This is a genomic window from Kushneria sp. EE4, assembly GCF_977968315.1.
In genome coordinates this window covers 1,895,672-1,910,896 of record NZ_OZ386212.1, presented here as the reverse complement: position 1 = coordinate 1,910,896, position 15,225 = coordinate 1,895,672, and the positions used below count along the sequence as shown (strand labels likewise).

Annotated in this window: 15 protein-coding genes; 10 read left to right on the top strand and 5 right to left on the bottom strand. The window is 62.6% G+C overall.

Annotated features, from left to right (window positions below):
• Positions 1-40: 40 nt before the first annotated feature.
• The 6 genes from yghU to phnE (ACXMYO_RS08775) all read left to right on the top strand — a co-directional run bounded on the left by yghU (position 41) and on the right by phnE (ACXMYO_RS08775) (position 6,033).
• Complete coding sequence (gene yghU, locus ACXMYO_RS08800; RefSeq protein ID WP_457808443.1) at positions 41-910, top strand: glutathione-dependent disulfide-bond oxidoreductase; 870 nt, start codon at positions 41-43, stop codon at positions 908-910.
• Positions 911-1,087: 177 nt separating this feature from the next.
• The gene (gene hemG / locus ACXMYO_RS08795) at positions 1,088-2,479 is read left to right on the top strand and encodes a protoporphyrinogen oxidase (protein ID WP_457808442.1); all 1,392 of its coding nucleotides are present in this window, start codon (positions 1,088-1,090) and stop codon (positions 2,477-2,479) included.
• 102 nt (positions 2,480-2,581) lie between these two features.
• A complete protein-coding gene (phnD, locus tag ACXMYO_RS08790; protein ID WP_438768317.1) occupies positions 2,582-3,541 on the top strand; it encodes a phosphate/phosphite/phosphonate ABC transporter substrate-binding protein in 960 nt (319 codons plus the stop codon).
• Between the two features lie 64 nt (positions 3,542-3,605).
• Positions 3,606-4,421, top strand: a complete 816-nt coding sequence (gene phnC, locus ACXMYO_RS08785; protein ID WP_457808441.1) for a phosphonate ABC transporter ATP-binding protein — start codon at positions 3,606-3,608, stop codon at positions 4,419-4,421.
• Positions 4,418-5,224: a phosphonate ABC transporter, permease protein PhnE gene (gene phnE / locus ACXMYO_RS08780; RefSeq protein ID WP_438768314.1), complete on the top strand. Its 807-nt coding sequence runs from the start codon at positions 4,418-4,420 to the stop codon at positions 5,222-5,224. Before phnC ends, phnE (ACXMYO_RS08780) begins: the two co-directional genes overlap by 4 nt.
• On the top strand, positions 5,221-6,033 hold the full coding sequence (gene phnE / locus ACXMYO_RS08775; RefSeq protein ID WP_457808440.1) for a phosphonate ABC transporter, permease protein PhnE: 813 nt from the start codon (positions 5,221-5,223) through the stop codon (positions 6,031-6,033). The genes phnE (ACXMYO_RS08780) and phnE (ACXMYO_RS08775) overlap by 4 nt, the downstream gene beginning before the upstream one ends.
• A gap of 19 nt (positions 6,034-6,052) precedes the next feature.
• Here phnE (ACXMYO_RS08775) and ACXMYO_RS08770 read toward each other — a convergent pair whose 3' ends face one another.
• Positions 6,053-6,571 carry a lysozyme inhibitor LprI family protein gene (locus ACXMYO_RS08770; RefSeq protein WP_457808439.1) on the bottom strand — a complete coding sequence of 173 codons (519 nt, stop codon included), beginning with the start codon at positions 6,569-6,571 and terminating at the stop codon, positions 6,053-6,055.
• Positions 6,572-6,802: 231 nt separating this feature from the next.
• Between ACXMYO_RS08770 and ACXMYO_RS08765 the strand changes: the two genes are divergently transcribed.
• From ACXMYO_RS08765 to ACXMYO_RS08750, 4 genes are all read left to right on the top strand, one after another.
• Positions 6,803-7,564, top strand: a complete 762-nt coding sequence (locus tag ACXMYO_RS08765; RefSeq protein ID WP_457808438.1) for an alpha/beta hydrolase family protein — start codon at positions 6,803-6,805, stop codon at positions 7,562-7,564.
• A 94-nt stretch (positions 7,565-7,658) separates the two neighbouring features.
• Positions 7,659-8,936: a dicarboxylate/amino acid:cation symporter gene (locus ACXMYO_RS08760; protein WP_457808437.1), complete on the top strand. Its 1,278-nt coding sequence runs from the start codon at positions 7,659-7,661 to the stop codon at positions 8,934-8,936.
• The gene (gene solA / locus ACXMYO_RS08755) at positions 8,933-10,096 is read left to right on the top strand and encodes an N-methyl-L-tryptophan oxidase (RefSeq protein WP_457808436.1); all 1,164 of its coding nucleotides are present in this window, start codon (positions 8,933-8,935) and stop codon (positions 10,094-10,096) included. The genes ACXMYO_RS08760 and solA overlap by 4 nt, the downstream gene beginning before the upstream one ends.
• The gene (locus tag ACXMYO_RS08750) at positions 10,093-10,935 is read left to right on the top strand and encodes a putative RNA methyltransferase (RefSeq protein WP_457808435.1); all 843 of its coding nucleotides are present in this window, start codon (positions 10,093-10,095) and stop codon (positions 10,933-10,935) included. Before solA ends, ACXMYO_RS08750 begins: the two co-directional genes overlap by 4 nt.
• Positions 10,936-11,014: 79 nt before the next feature.
• On the opposite strand, the gene cyoD is transcribed toward ACXMYO_RS08750, so the two are convergent.
• From cyoD to ACXMYO_RS08730, 4 genes are read right to left on the bottom strand one after another with little or no spacing between them, the layout of a single operon-like run.
• Positions 11,015-11,362: a cytochrome o ubiquinol oxidase subunit IV gene (cyoD, locus tag ACXMYO_RS08745; protein WP_457808434.1), complete on the bottom strand. Its 348-nt coding sequence runs from the start codon at positions 11,360-11,362 to the stop codon at positions 11,015-11,017.
• The gene (locus tag ACXMYO_RS08740; protein ID WP_438768300.1) at positions 11,359-12,003 is read right to left on the bottom strand and encodes a cytochrome c oxidase subunit 3; all 645 of its coding nucleotides are present in this window, start codon (positions 12,001-12,003) and stop codon (positions 11,359-11,361) included. Before ACXMYO_RS08740 ends, cyoD begins: the two co-directional genes overlap by 4 nt.
• The gene (locus tag ACXMYO_RS08735) at positions 12,000-14,105 is read right to left on the bottom strand and encodes a cbb3-type cytochrome c oxidase subunit I (RefSeq protein WP_457808433.1); all 2,106 of its coding nucleotides are present in this window, start codon (positions 14,103-14,105) and stop codon (positions 12,000-12,002) included. Before ACXMYO_RS08735 ends, ACXMYO_RS08740 begins: the two co-directional genes overlap by 4 nt.
• A complete protein-coding gene (locus ACXMYO_RS08730) occupies positions 14,102-15,136 on the bottom strand; it encodes a cytochrome ubiquinol oxidase subunit II (RefSeq protein WP_457808432.1) in 1,035 nt (344 codons plus the stop codon). Before ACXMYO_RS08730 ends, ACXMYO_RS08735 begins: the two co-directional genes overlap by 4 nt.
• Positions 15,137-15,225 lie beyond the last annotated feature (89 nt).

Below are 15,225 nucleotides of genomic sequence, written 5' to 3'. Positions count from 1 at the left end.
GGTGCCGGGCACCCCCATGCAAGTAACAGGGACACGACACATGAGTGATCAGCAGTACACACCGCCCAGGGTCTGGGAGCCGAAGGAAAGCGGCGGCAAGTTTGCCAGCATCAACCGTCCGGTGGCCGGGCCTACCCATGACCAGGCCCTGTCGGTCGGCAAGCACCCGTTTCAGCTCTACTCGCTGGCCACGCCCAACGGCGTCAAGGCTTCCATCATGCTCGAGGAGCTGCTGGCGCTGGGCCACGAGGGCGCGGAATACGACGCCTGGCTGGTCGATATCGGTGAAGGCCAGCAGTTCAGCAGCGGCTTTGTCGAAATCAACCCGAACTCCAAGATCCCGGCGCTGGCCGATCACACCACCGAGCCGCCCACGCGGGTATTCGAGTCCGGCTCGATCCTGCTTTATCTGGCCGAGAAGTTCTCCGCGCTGCTGCCCGGCGAGCTGGTGGCGCGCACCGAGACCATGAACTGGCTGTTCTGGCAGATGGGCAGTGCGCCGTTTCTGGGCGGCGGCTTCGGCCACTTTTACGCCTATGCGCCGGTAAAGCTCGAGTATCCGATCGATCGCTACGCCATGGAGAGCAAGCGCCAGCTCGACGTGCTCAACCGCCACCTGGCGGACAATCAGTACATGGCCGGCGATGAGTACACCATTGCCGATATTGCCATCTGGTCCTGGTACGGCCAGCTGGCGCTGGGTCGGCTGTACAACGCCGCCCAGTTTCTGCAGGTGGAAAGCTACGAGCATGTGATGCGCTGGGCGCGGGCGATCGACGCCCGCCCGGCGGTGCAGCGCGGTCGCATGGTCAACCGGACCTTCGGTGAGCCAAAGACTCAGCTCCACGAGCGCCACGATGCCAGCGACTTCGACACCAAAACGCAGGACAAAATCGGTCAGAATGACTGATCAGGAACCGTCTCAAGCGTTTAAAAGCCCGGCCCCGTGCCGGGCTTTTTGATGCCAAAAAGGCGGTAAGCGTGCGGTGATGGCGATGTGTCGCGCCGCATTTGTCGCCCGACAGGTCAGCGCTGCGTATGCTGTTGTCATCGAGACAATGGATGAACCAGGCAGGGGGAAGCACCGATGGAAGAGGGCAGCGTAACAAACGATTGCCACGACGTGATCGTGATCGGCGGCGGCGCGACGGGGCTGGCCTGCGCGCGCGTACTGGCCCGGCGCGGCAAACGGGTGGCGCTGCTTGAGCGCGAAGCACGCGTGGGCGGCAATATCAGCAGCCGCAGCGATGGCCGGTGGCAAACCGAGATCGGCCCCAACACGCTGATCATGAAGCCGCCGCTGTATCGACTGCTCGAGGAGATGGATCTGCTCGGGGAGGCGCAATCGGCCAACGCCTCGGCTCAAAAGCGCTTTGTGGCGATGAACGGCCACCCGGTGGCGCTGCCGACTCATCCGCTGCGCGCCCTGAATAATCCTCTGATCGGGCGCGAGGGCTGGTCGCAGATCGTGCGCGAACCCTTCGTCAGAAAAAGCGAGGCCGCGGAGGAGAGTCTGGCCGGCTTCGTCGAACGCCGGCTGGGCCGGCGGGTGCTGGAGCGCATGGTTGACCCGTTTGTCTCGGGTGTCTATGCCGGTGATCCGCAAAGGCTCTCGGCGCAGGCGGCCATGCCGCGGCTGGTGGCCATCGAACGCGACTACGGCTCGCTGATTCGTGGCGGGCTGACCCGGCTCTGGCAGTCGCGCCGGGCCACCCCCGAGATGCCTGCCGAATGGCGCGGCAAGCTGGTGAGCTTCCCGACGGGGCTGGGGCGTCTGGCCGAGCGGCTCGGTGAGGAGGTCGAGGCCCACGGCGGCGAGATCGCGTGCCAGTGTGACGTGATCGCGCTTGAAAAAACGGCGAATGGCTGGACGGTGAGCGACAGCGAGGGGCGCATCTGGCGTACCCGCGAACTGGTGCTGGCCGTGTCGGCGCCGGTGGCGATCAAACTGCTGGCACCGCTGGATGCCGCGCTGACGGCGCCGCTGGCAGAAATTGCCTATCCGCCGGTCAACGCGGTGGCGCTGGGCTTTCGTCGCGAGGACATCACGCATCCCCTCGACGGTTTCGGCGTGCTGATCCCGAGCATCGAAAAGCGCCGCACGCTGGGGGCGCTGTTCTCCTCGACGATCTTTGAAGGCCGAGCGCCCGACGGGTACTGCCTGATCAACGCCTTCATCGGCGGTCGGCGTCAGCCCGAGGCCGCCGAGGGCAGTGACGCCGAGCAGGTCCAGCAGGTGCTCTACGACCTGCGCGATCTGCTGGGCATCCGCGGTGATCCGGTGTGGCAGCAGGTGAGCCGCTGGCCGCAGGCCATTCCGCAGTATGAACTCGGTCATCTGGATCGGATCAAGCGTCTGGATCGCGCGCTGGAACACCACGAGGGGCTCTCGCTGGTGGGCAACTGGCGCGACGGCATCGCGGTGGGGGACTGTCTGGAAAACGGCCGGCTGCTCGGCGAGCGACTGGCCCCCGGGTAATCGAGGCAGCGGGATCGGGACAACCGCCGCCGCTGTCGTCGTGCTGTCATATTCATTGCCCAGGATTGTCATCTCTACAGAACAATCCCGGGAACGACTCTCATGCGTACGACCTCCTTTAGCGCGCTGGCCGCCTTTTTGCTGGCCCTGCCGCTGGCACAGACAGCACAGGCCGACTTTCAGCTCAGCAGCCGTTACAGCGACAGTGACGGCGACATGGTCGCGGATGTGCCCACTGACTCATCGCAGTGGCGCGACCCGAGCACCCTGATTTTTGCCTATACCCCGGTCGAGGACCCGGCCATGTACGCCGACGTGTGGTCGGGCTTTCTCGATCACATGAGCGAGGTGACCGGCAAGCGGGTGCAGTTCTTCCCGGTGCAGTCCAACGCCGCACAGATCGAGGCGATGCGCGCCGGACGGCTGCATGTCGCCGGCTTCAGTACCGGCACCACGCCGCTGGCGGTGGCCTGTGCCGGCTTTCGCCCCTTCGCCATGATGGCCGGTGATGACGGCGCCTTTGGCTATGAAATGGAAATCATCACCTGGCCGGGCTCGGGTATCGACGATGTCGAGGGCCTCAAGGGTCACGAGCTGGCCTTCACCTCCGAAACCTCCAACTCGGGTTTCAAGGCGCCCTCGGCGATTTTGAAGGCCGAGTTCGGCCTTGAGGCCGGGCGCGACTACGAGACGGTGTTCTCCGGGGCGCACGACAGCTCGATTCTGGGGGTGGTCAATCATGACTATACCGCCGCGGCGATCGCCAACTCGGTGCGCGATCGCATGGTCGAACGCGGCGTCGTCCAGAGCGATCAGATGACCTCGCTTTATACCTCCCAGACGTTCCCGACCACCGGCTATGGCGTGGCCCATGATCTTGATCCCGAACTGCAGGAAAAAATTCAGGAAGCCTTCAGGACCTTTGACTGGCAGGGCTCGGGGCTTGAGAAGGAGTTCGGCAGCGGTGGCGAATCGCAGTTTGTCGAGATCAACTTCAAGGATGACTGGGAAGTGATTCGCACCATCGATGAGGCCAACGGCGTGAGCTACGAGTGCGGCTGATGGCGGTTGCACTGCTCATCCGGCCGGGCGATGGGCGCCCGGCCGCCACTCATGGAGGCGCGTCATGCTGACTCTCAAGGGACTGTCCAAGACCTATCGCACCGGTGACACCGCTTTAAACGAGGTGTCCTTTACCGTGCCGGGCGGGGAGATCGTGGGGCTGATCGGCCCCTCGGGGGCCGGCAAGTCCACGCTGATTCGCTGCATCAACCGGCTGGTCGAGCCCACGGCCGGCCAGGTGCTGCTGGGCGATATCGATCTCACCCGACTGGGTGGGGCCGGGCTTCGCACCCAGCGTCGGCGCATCGGGATGATCTTTCAGGAGTACGCCCTGGTCGAGCGCCTGACTGTCATGGAGAACGTGCTCTCCGGCCGGCTCGGCTATGTGCCGTTCTGGCGCAGCTGGACGCGTCGCTTTCCGGGCGAGGACATTCAGCGCGCCTGGGCACTGCTGGATCGCGTGGGCCTGATGGCGCACGCCAACAAGCGCGCCGATGCGCTCTCCGGCGGCCAGCGCCAGCGCGTTGGCATTGCCCGCGCGCTGGCTCAGGAGCCGGAACTTTTGCTCATTGATGAGCCCACCGCCAGTCTTGATCCGCGCACCAGCCGCCAGATCATGCGGTTGCTCACCGATATCTGCGCCGAGCGCCACCTGCCGGCGATCGTCAACATCCACGATGTGCCGCTGGCGAAGCAGTTCGTGCAGCGCCTGATTGGCCTGCGCGCCGGGGAAGTCGTCTTTGACGGCACACCGGCCGCGCTCGATGAGGCCATGCTGACGCACATCTACGGCGAGGAAGACTGGCAGCCGGCCGCGCCGGAAGCCGATGACGCGCCACCCGAACCGACCATCGCCGAGGCGCGAGTGCTGGCCTCATGAGCGTCTCGAACTATCCGCGCCGCTGGAAGCGCCCGCCGCAGATCATCCAGCATCCGGGCTGGCGATGGGGGCTGGCTGTCGCGGCCGTGGTGTATCTGGTGCTGGCCGTTGGCTCTCTGGAGGTGGACTGGCAGCGGGTCAGTATCGGCCTGGAGCGCGGGCAGCGCTTCGTGATGGGCTTTCTACAGCCGGATTTTGTCAGCCGTCAGCGCGATATTGTGCAGGGGCTGAGCGAGAGCCTGACCATGACGCTGACCTCGACCGTGGTCGGCATTGCCATCTCGATCCCGATCGGCATCGGCGCGGCGCGCAACCTGACGCCGCGGCCCGTTTATCTGGCGTGTCGCTCGATCATTGCGGTCAGCCGCTCGCTGCAGGAGATCATTATCGCCATCCTGCTGGTGGCAATGTTCGGTTTTGGCCCCTTTGCCGGTTTTTTGACGCTGGCCTTTGCCACCATCGGCTTTCTGGCCAAGCTGCTGGCCGATGACATCGAAGAGGCCAGGGCGGCGGAGCTTGAGGCCATACGCGCCACCGGCGCCTCCTGGTGGCAGATGATCAACTACGCCGTCGAGCCGCAGGTGCTGCCGCGTCTGATCGGGCTCTCGCTTTATCGTCTCGATATCAACTTTCGCGAAAGCGCGGTGATCGGCATCGTCGGCGCCGGCGGCATCGGCGCGACGCTCAACACGGCAATCGACCGCTACGAATACGACAGCGCCGGCGCGATTTTGCTGATCATCATCGCCATCGTGATGGTCTCGGAGTACGCCTCGGGTCTGGTCAGGAAATGGGTGCAATGAACGAGCCACAACACTACTCGCAGCTGTGGCAGTGGCGTACGCCGCGCACGAAGCTGCTGCTCTGGGTCGGCTGGCTGGCGCTGGTGGCGCTGTTTGTCTGGTGCTGGCAGGTGATGACTCAGGACACCATCTGGGCGTTCGTGCTGGATGCCCCGGCGCAGGCGGCTGATATCGGTAGCCGTATGGTGCCACCGCGCTGGGGGTATCTGCCCGAGCTGATGGCGCCGCTGTGGGACACGCTCAATATCGCCACGCTGGGCACGCTGGGCGGTGTCATCATGGCCGTGCCGGTGGCCTTTCTGGCCGCGCGCAATACCACCCCGAGCGTGACGCTGGTGCGACCGATCGCGCTGTTTATTATCGTGACCTCGCGCTCGATCAACTCGCTGATCTGGGCGCTGTTGCTGGTTGCCGTCATTGGTCCCGGGCTGCTCGCCGGGATCGTGGCGATTGCGCTGCGCTCGATCGGCTTTGTGGCCAAGCTGTTGTATGAAGCGATCGAGGAGACTGACGCCCGCCAGATCGAGGCGATTGCCGCCACCGGCGCCGGGCGCGCCCAGGTGCTTAACTACGCCTACATGCCGCAGCTGCTGCCGGCGTTTTGTGGCATCTCGGTCTTTCGCTGGGACATCAATATTCGCGAAAGCACGATTCTGGGGCTGGTCGGTGCCGGCGGCATCGGGCTCAAGCTGCAGGCCTCGCTCAACGTGCTGGCCTGGCCGCAGGTCACCATGATTCTTTTGCTGGTGCTGGGCACGGTGGTGATCAGCGAGTGGGTCTCGGCGCGGATTCGACGGGCGATTATTTAGGTTTGGACCTTTAGGACGTTTAACCTACAGTTCCAAACTGTTCAGTAGTGGGTTCGGGAAGGACAGGCTCGTCGGCATGAGGGCGGGCCAGGAAGTCTGTCCAGATACGGTGTGTTCTTTGCCGGGTTAGATCTATAAAACACATCCTTGCAGCGGGATCTCTTAACGTCCCCGTGCCGAAAGAGTGATAAACATGCCCGCAATAAAGCCTGACGTATTCTTCCCAGTGCCTGTTTTCTTCCGATAGATCGATTTTTTCCATGCTGTCGGAATACTCGCGATAGCTCGCGTCCAGATCCTTCTGAGCAGTCTCAATGTAATATTGGAGCTCTTCATCCGCAGACGTGGCAATTACAGCAAGACATGAAGACATGTCCACGGTGGTTTGAACTTCCATACCACACTGTTTGGAAATATCTATTCCATGTTCTTCAGCATTTGACTGGGTACTCAACAATACAAACGCAAACGCGCCAATAGTGACGAAGGGGCGACGCAAGTGTTTCTGTATGACGGTCATTCTTTTTATGCTTTTCATTGCTTGCGCCATTAACCCTGAGTCAGGAAGGACATTTTGTCTGAGCCGGTTGCTTTTGTTATGCGCACTGCATAACCGAAAAGCTGAATATAACCGAATTTTGATAGTCAGAATGTTGAGGCCACTGCCAGAGACGTATTTCCCGTCACTTATTAGCAGGGGCTGGCTGGCCGGGCCGGCTCGGAAGCAGCAGCGTGCCGGACGTACGAGGCGCCTTTAAAGGGAGACAGCATGCAGCCTGTCATTGTTCGCCGCCCGCTTTCGGGTTGGGGCACCACCTACGGGCCGGCCGGCGATGGGCCGTTTCCGGCCGTCATGTTGCTGCATGGCTCCGAAGGGGCCTGGTCGGGCTGGAGTCATCGTCAGGCCGTGATGCTGGCCGCTCATGGATTTCTGGCCTTTCCGCTGGGCTACTCCGTGGGCGGCAACGCGTGGAATGTCGGTCAGATCATTGAGGTGCCGCTGGATCGGACCGTGGCGGCCCTTCATGCGCTGCGGGGTTTCCCCTTTGCCGGGCCGAGCGTGGGGCTTTATGGTGCCTCGAGAGGGGCCGAGCATGCGCTGCTGGTAACCTCGTTGATGGCAAGAGAGGGTGTCAAAGGTCTTCCTGACTGCGTGGCGGTGCATGCGCCGCCGGATGTCATCTGTGGCGGTTTCGACGGTCGTGTTTTTCGGGACAGCGGTGACCCGGGCTGGCAGGCATGGGATGGTGCGTCGAGCGCCTGGACATGGCGCGGCAGCAGTGAGTCGCTGCTGCCGACCACGCCAATCGAGATCGAGCGTTATGAGGGCGATCTTTTTTTAAGCCATGGTACGGCGGATACCATGTGGTCGGTCGCCATGACGCGCCGGCTGGAGGCTCGGCTCAGACAGCACGGACGAACGCCGGAGGTGATCTACATGGAAGGGGAGGGGCATATCCCCGGCGATGCGGCCGAAAATGACTGGCATGCGCGTTTACTGACCTTTTTTGCCCGCACGTTAATGGCATAATCCCCGCCCAGAGCAAAGCGGCTGCCGGTCCAGCCGCGCCCGGCGAGTGGTCAACGCTATGGTCAAGATTGTTTCCCGTCTTCAAGGATGTCTGATGAAAACCCTGTTTCGCGCCTATCTCAAGGCTTCCCTGATCCTGCGCGTAACGCTGGCGCTGGTGCTGGGTGTGGTCGCCGGGCTGTTTGGCGGCGAGTACGTTACCTGGCTTTCGCCACTGGGCGATCTGCTGCTGCGCCTTTTGCAGTTTCTGATCGTGCCCATCGTGCTCTTTACCCTGATGGTGGGCATCAACCAGGCCGATGTGGGCAGCATGGGGCGGATCGGGCGCAAGGTGCTGCTCTATTATGTGGTGACCACGGCGCTGGCGATCATGGTGGGGCTGGCGGTGGCCACACTCTTTAATCCCGGGCAGGGCCTGACACTCGATACCGACGCCAGCGTCAGCGTGCCGGAAAATCCGGGACTGGTGCAGGTACTGTTGAACATCGTACCCAGCAACATCGTCTCGGCGTTTGCCGAACCCAATCTGCTGGGCATTATCTTTACCGCGGTGGTGTTTGGCCTGGCGCTGTTGTTCATGCGCACCGGTGGCGCCCAGCGCGACATGGGCGATCACCTCTATCGTCTACTGGAGGGGCTTAACGCCGTGACCATGAAGGTGATGGCGGGCGTGTTGCACGTGGTGCCGATTGGCGTGTTCGCCATCGTTGCCAACACCGTCAGCCAGCAGGGGCTTGAAACCATTCTGTCGCTGGGTGACATGGTGATGGTGCTCTATATCGCGCTGGGCGTGCATCTGCTGGTCTACTGCGTACTGATGAAGCTTTTTGGCGTGCGTCTGCGCGATTTCTTTCGTGAGGCCCGCACGCCCATGGCGACGGCCTTTGCCACCCAGAGCAGCTCCGGCGTGCTGCCGCTGAGTCTCAATGCGGCCAGTCGCATGGGGCTGCCGCAGTCGCTGTACGGCTTCAGCCTGCCGCTGGGTGCCACCATCAACATGGACGGCGCGGCGATCCGTATCGCCATCTCGGCGGTGTTTGCCGCCAACGTGATGGGCGTGCCGCTGGATATTGCCACCATGGCGCAGATCGTGCTGATCGGGACGCTGATCTCGATCGGCACGGCGGGTGTACCGGGGGCAGGTATCGTGATGATCGCAACCGTGTTCTCCCAGGTCGGCCTGCCGATCGAGACCGTGGCGCTTTTGACCTCCATCGATGCGCTGGTGGGTATGGGCTGTACGGCGCTCAATGTCACCGGGGATCTGGCCGGCACGGCGCTGATCGCGCGCAGCGAGCGCAAGGAACGCAAGGCGGTGTCAAAAGCGAAAAACGGCCCCGCCGAGTCCAATAAAATGGAGCCCCGGCTGTGACGACCGTGACCACCGACTATCTGATCATCGGCGCCGGCAGCATGGGTCTGGCCACCGCCGACTGGCTGGCTCACCATAGTGATGCCAGCGTGCAGCTGCTGGATGCCTTTAGTCCGCCGCATGATCAGGGCGCGCATCACGGCGAGACGCGGCTGCTGCGTCAGGCCTACGGCGAGGGCAGCAGCTACGTGCCGCTGGCCCGCCGCGCGCTCGAGCTCTGGAAACAGCTCGAAGTGGAAAGCGGCGAAACGCTGTTTCTGCCCACCGGGGTGGTCAATGTCGGCCCGCTCGGGGCGCCCTTCGTTGAGCAGGTCGCGGCCAGCGCCCGGCAGTACGGGCTGGCACTCGACAGCCTGACCGGCGATCAGCTCGCCCGGCGCTGGCCCGGCTGGGCACTGGATAACACCATGCACGGGGGGTTCGAGTCTGAGGCCGGCGTGTTGTATGTCGAGCGCATTCTCAAGTGCTGGCGCGCCCGCGTTGAGCGCTGCCCGAACGTCTCGCTGGCCACCGGTGCGCAGGTGATTCGCATTGACGCCGGTGAGCAGGGCGGCTGGGAGGCACACTGCGCCGACGGGCGGCGCTTTGTGGCCGAGCGCGTGCTGCTCGCTGCCGGTCAGCACATTGCGCCGCTGATGGCGGAGCTGGGGGTCGAGCTGCCGCTCACTCGGGTGCGCAAGACCTTTGCCTGGTATGACGGTGACGCGCGCTATGACACGGCGAATTTTCCTGGTTTCAGCCTGACCACGCCGTGGGGCGCCGTCTATTACGGCTTTCCCGACATCGACGGGGCCGGTTTCAAGATGGGCCGTCACGACAGCGGCCAGCCGCTGCCGCCCGGCGAGGCGATGCCCGGGTTTGGTGAGTTGGAAGATGACGTGAGCGAGCTTCAGCAGGTGGTGGATCGTTACTTTCCCGGTGTTGGCGCGCTGCGCTTTGGTGCGGTGTGTCAGTACATCCGCACGCCCGATGAACACTTTCTGATCGACGAGCCGCTGCCCGGCCTGATCGTGGCCGGCGGTTTTTCCGGTCACGGCTTCAAGTTTGCCAGTGCGCTGGGCGAGGCGCTGGGGGTCTGGCTCGATCAACAGTGCCGCCTGCCGGAGCTGGTCCTGTTTGGTCTGTCGCGCTGGTCACACTCACAGGATCAGCCGTCATGACGATTGCGCCTGTGATGTCGCTGACCTGCCCGCTGGACGGGGCGGCGCTGTCGCGTACCGAAAGTGGCTGGCGCTGTCCGCAGGGTCACGGTTTTGATGTGTCACGTCAGGGCCACGTCAACCTGCTACCGGTGCAGAACAAGCGCTCCCGCGACCCGGGCGACAGCCGCGCCATGATCGCGGCGCGACGGCGTTTTCTGGAGGCCGGTCACTACCAGGGCGTCGCCGAGGCCGTCAGCCGATGCGTGCTTTCCCATGGTTCGGCGCATCAGTCGCTGGCCGTGCTTGATGCCGGCTGCGGTGAGGGCTATTACCTGCGCGCGCTGGCCGATGTCGCATCTACCCGCCGGCTGTCACTGCTGGGACTGGATATCTCCAAGTGGGCGGTGCAGGCCGCTGCCGGCCGCGACCGGCGCATGCAGTGGGTGGTCGGCAGTAATGCAGCACTCCCCGTGCCGGATCAGAGCCTGGATGTGGTGCTGTGCATGTTTGGTTTCCCCACGCCTGCCGAGTTCGCCCGTGTGCTCAAACCCGGTGGATTGCTTCTGGAGGTCGAGGCCGGGCCGGACCATCTGATTGAACTGCGTGAAATCATCTACCCGACGCTCAAGCCGCCCCGCGAGGCGCGTCAGGGACCGGCGCCGGGTTTTGCGTTTGAAGACGGCGTTGAGACTGTGCGTTACGAACGCTTGCTGGAGTGCGCCGAGGAGGTTGCGGACCTGCTGATGATGACGCCGCACCTTTATCGGGCGAGCGCCGAAGGGCGGGCGAAGGCCGAGGCACTTACCCGGCTTGATATCACGGTCGACGTGCAGCTCAGAAGCAGCCGGCGCCTTTGAAAGGCGCTCCGGCTCGTACCACACCCCGCCCGGTTGCCCGGCGGGGCGTGATGCGTCCAGCACCTGCTTGATCGCTTTTTCAGGGCATCATGTTGGGTAGCATGCGCTGGTAGAGATCAAACAAAATCCACAGCGTCCCGCCGCACAGAATGACCAGAATCAGCACGGTGAAAAGAATCAGCAGCAGGTCCTCACGCTTGTTGCTGGCAAGCGTGATGTGCATGAAAAAGCGCAGGTGTACGACGACCTGCACCAGTGCGCAGACGCCGATCGTGATCCACACCGTCAGGCGCTCGACATCGGTGAAGGCGACCAGTCCAAAGGGGATCAGCGTCAGTACCAGTGCCAGGCCAAACCCCCACAGATAGCTGCGCTGCTCGCTTTGGCACTCGCGGGTCTGGCGCTCGTTGAGTTGGCGCACGCTCATGACAGCCCCCCGAGATAGACCAGTGAAAAGATGCCGATCCAGACGATATCCAGAAAGTGCCAGAGAATCGCCAGGCGCAGAAGACCGGTTTTTACCGGCGCGTCCAGACCGTGAACGGCCATCTGACCCAGCAGCGCCACCAGCCAGAGACAGGCGCCGGTCACGTGCAGGCCGTGCAGCGGCACCAGCGAGAAAAACGCCGACAGATAGCCGCTGCGCGAGGGCACGCCGCCCTTGTCGAACATGGTGTGAAAATCCTTGAGCTCGAACAGCAAAAACGCGATGCCCAGCGCCAGGGTGACCAGAAGCCACAGTACCAGCCGCATCCGGTCTTCGCGGTATTTGAGCGCCAAAGAGGCCATGCCGAAGGTAAAGCTGCTGGCCAGCAGGATCATGGTCTGAATAAAAGCGCTTTGTATCTCGAAAAGATCCTTCGGCCCGGGGCCACCGGCCGTGCCACCCAGCATGGTGATGTAAGTGGCGAACAAAAGGCCGAAGATGATCAGATCACTCATCATGAACACCCAGAAACCGAACACCATCTCCTCGCGGGTGTCCTCTTCCTGAGTGTGGCCCGGCCCCAGGTTGAGGCCCGGATGGCGACGATTGCTTTCAGGGGTGTGCGTCGTGGTCGAGTTCATTGTACGGCGCCCTCGATGGGTGGCACGGGTACGCCATGATTGGCAGTGGACTGCTCGTGTGAGCGTTTGATGGGCGTGGTTTGTTTGACCTGCGAAAGCCAGTGCTCGTGGGTGCGCTGCACCTCACAGGCCGGGATGGTGCGTCTGGTATGACGTACAAAACCGCGGGCGATCACGGCGACGAGTGTCAAAAGCCCTGCGCCAATCACCAGCCACCACATATGCCAGACCAGGCCAAACGCCATGGCAAGGCTGGTGGCGGCGATGACCGCGCCCAGGGCGCTGTTGGCCGGCATCTCGATATCGTCATACCGGTTTGGCGCCTGCCAGCCCTGGCCGCGGTCCTTTTCGGTCATGAAGGCATCCAGGCTGTAGATCTCGGGGATGACCGGGAAGTTGTATTCCGGCGGCGGGGCGGCGGTGGACCACTCCAGCGTCCGGCCATCCCAGGGGTCGCCGGCGAAGACGTTGTTGGCGTGACGGTCGCGAATGCTCACCCACAGCTGGATCAAAAGGCACAACAGCGCGCACAGAATCACCAGGGCGCCGATGAAGGCAGTAATCATCCAGGGCAGGTACTGTGGCTCGAAATACGCCACCGAGCGACGCGGCATGCCCATCATGCCCAGTACGTAGAGCGGAAAGAAGGCGAGCATGAAGCCGATAATCCAGCAAAAGGCCGCCCGATAGCCCCAGCGCTCTTCCAGTCGAAAGCCGGTGGCCTTGGGGAACCAGAAGTTGGTGGCGCTGAGCATGCCGAACAACAGCCCCGGGATCAGCATGTTGTGAAAGTGCGCCACCAGAAACAGCGAGTTGTGTACCTGATAGTCCACGCTGGGCGTGGCGAGAATGATGCCGGTCATGCCGCCAAGGACAAACAGCATGATAAAGCCGATGGCATAGACCATGGGCACCGACAGCCGGATGCGCCCGCGATACATGGTCAGCATCCAGTCATAGACCTTAACGCCGGTAGGAATGCCGATCAGCATGGTGGCAATGCCGAAGGCGGCGTTGATGTGCGCGCTCTGACCCATGGTGAAAAAGTGATGCAGCCAGACGGTAAACGACAGCACCGCAATGCACAGGGTCGCAATCACCAGAATTTTATAGCCGTAGATGCGCTTGCCGGAGAAGGTGGCAAAGACTTCGGAGAAGATGCCAAAGGGCGGCAGGATCAGGATGTAGACCTCGGGGTGGCCAAACGCCCAGAACAGGTTGACGTAGTTCATCATGTTGCCGCCCAGATCGGTGGTGAACATGTGAAAGTCAAGATAGCGATCCAGCGCCAGAAGGCCGGTGGCCACGGTCAGCGGCGGCATGCCAAAGATCATCAGAATCGCAGTGCAAAGCGCCGTCCAGGTAAACAGCGGCATGCGAAAAAGCGTCATGCCCGGGGCGCGCTTTTTAAAGATGGTCACGGCGAAGTTGATGCCGGTCAGGGTCGAGGACAGGGTCGACAGTGTCACCGCCCAGATCCAGTAGTCCACCCCGGCGCCGGGGTTATAGGAAAGCTCGGTAAAGGGCGGATAGCCGGTCCAGCCGCCGATCGAGAAGGGCGCCAGTACCAGCGAGATCATCACCAGCGCCGCACCCGCCGCGGTCAGGCCCAGACTGACCTGGTTGAGCACCGGAAAGGAGAGATCCCGCGCCCCGATCTGCAGCGGCATCACGTAGTTGATGATGCCGGTGAGAAACGGCATCGCCATGAAAAAGACCATGATGGTGCCGTGGGTGGTAAAAAGCTGCCCGAAGTGTTCGGCGGTCAAAAAGCCGCTGTCGAGCCCGACTGCCTGTTGGGCGCGCATGAATACGGCCTCGATGATGGCGCGGGCCAGCATGGCCAGCGCAATCACAATGAACATGATGCCGATTTTTTTGTGATCGGGGCTGGTAAACCACTCGGACCACAGGTACTTCCATTTGCCCAGCCAGGTGACCAGTACAACGGCCGCCAGTGCGCCGATCACGACCATGCCGGCGGCGCCGGTGGCGATGACACCGTTGATCAGCGTCATGGGAGAGTGGTCGTCCAGCATGGGCCAGAAGGGCAGCGCGTCCCAGCCAAGGCGACCGAATATCATGTGGGTTGCATCGCTCATGGCTGCGCCTCCTTGCGCTCATGAGAGGGCGATTTCGGATCAAGGGAAGAGGATGTCTCATCCGACGGTGTCGGGGGCACGCTGGTACGAGTGGCACCGAGCTGCGGCGGCGGGACGTCAAGCGCCGACCAGTCGATGGGCGAGCCGTTCATGATGATGTGAAAAAGCCCCTGCGGCACCGGTGAAAAGCGAATGACCGCGTCGGTGTCGCGGGTGTCGAGCCCGAGCTCGCGTGCCACATCGCGATTGTCTCCCTTTTGCGCGATGATCTCGTAGGCGCTCTGATCCAGCGCTCGACCCTGCTGGCGGGTGCGCCGGACAAAGTCATCAAAGGCCTTGTCATCGACGGCGCGGGTAATAAAGCGCTGGCGGTGGAAGCCCTCGCCGTTGTACTGCATGTTCTTGCCTTCAAAGCGGCCCGGGTGATCCGCCTTCAGGTGCAGCCGGGTCACCATGCGGTTCATGACGTCGATCTGACTGCCCAGCGCCGGAATGAAAAACGACTGCAATACCGTGGCCGAAGTCAGCTCAAAGGAGATCGGGCGGTCCAACGGGATGACCAGCTGGCCCATCGTAGCAATCCCCTGTTCGGGATAGATGAAAAGCCATTTCCAGTCGTAGCCCACTACCTGGATTTCAAGCGGCGGCCGGTCACCGGCAATGGGGCGGTAGGGGTCAAGCTCGTGGGTCTGGCGCCAGACATACACGCTCAAAACGACCACCACCAGCACCGGTACCGCCCACATGATGATGTCCAGCCAGCGCGACATGTACCATTTCGGGCGATAAACGGCGTGACCGCGGTAGCGATAGCGCCACAGGATCAGCGGTGTCTGTATGATGACCGGGATGACCACGATCATGACCAGTGCGATGACCACCCAGAAATGGTGCCGCTGTGCCTCGGCAATCGGGCCCTGCGGGTTCATGAAGCCGGGCATGCCGGTATCGCAGCCCGACAGCAGGGCCAGCGACACGGGCAGCGCGTAGCGTTTGACCGAGCGGTGCGGCTGTTTTCCTTGTCCTGACACGGACATATCTCCTCGATCCTTGATGCGAGATAGTTCGGTATACCTCGACGGCGCCCTGATTCGGGGCATCACTATAGACGGGCTTTGTC

Bases quoted from the DNA above. Each gene is read 5' to 3' on its own strand.
- yghU (WP_457808443.1), top strand. From the start codon at position 41: ATGAGTGATCAGCAGTACACACCGCCCAGGGTCTGGGAGCCGAAGGAA.
- ACXMYO_RS08770 (WP_457808439.1), bottom strand. From the start codon at position 6,571: ATGAAAAGCATAAAAAGAATGACCGTCATACAGAAACACTTGCGTCGC.
- cyoD (WP_457808434.1), bottom strand. From the start codon at position 11,362: ATGAGCGTGCGCCAACTCAACGAGCGCCAGACCCGCGAGTGCCAAAGC.
- phnE (WP_438768314.1), top strand. From the start codon at position 4,418: ATGAGCGTCTCGAACTATCCGCGCCGCTGGAAGCGCCCGCCGCAGATC.
- hemG (WP_457808442.1), top strand. From the start codon at position 1,088: ATGGAAGAGGGCAGCGTAACAAACGATTGCCACGACGTGATCGTGATC.
- ACXMYO_RS08760 (WP_457808437.1), top strand. From the start codon at position 7,659: ATGAAAACCCTGTTTCGCGCCTATCTCAAGGCTTCCCTGATCCTGCGC.
- ACXMYO_RS08735 (WP_457808433.1), bottom strand. From the start codon at position 14,105: ATGAGCGATGCAACCCACATGATATTCGGTCGCCTTGGCTGGGACGCG.
- phnE (WP_457808440.1), top strand. From the start codon at position 5,221: ATGAACGAGCCACAACACTACTCGCAGCTGTGGCAGTGGCGTACGCCG.
- ACXMYO_RS08765 (WP_457808438.1), top strand. From the start codon at position 6,803: ATGCAGCCTGTCATTGTTCGCCGCCCGCTTTCGGGTTGGGGCACCACC.
- ACXMYO_RS08740 (WP_438768300.1), bottom strand. From the start codon at position 12,003: ATGAACTCGACCACGACGCACACCCCTGAAAGCAATCGTCGCCATCCG.
- phnD (WP_438768317.1), top strand. From the start codon at position 2,582: ATGCGTACGACCTCCTTTAGCGCGCTGGCCGCCTTTTTGCTGGCCCTG.
- ACXMYO_RS08750 (WP_457808435.1), top strand. From the start codon at position 10,093: ATGACGATTGCGCCTGTGATGTCGCTGACCTGCCCGCTGGACGGGGCG.
- phnC (WP_457808441.1), top strand. From the start codon at position 3,606: ATGCTGACTCTCAAGGGACTGTCCAAGACCTATCGCACCGGTGACACC.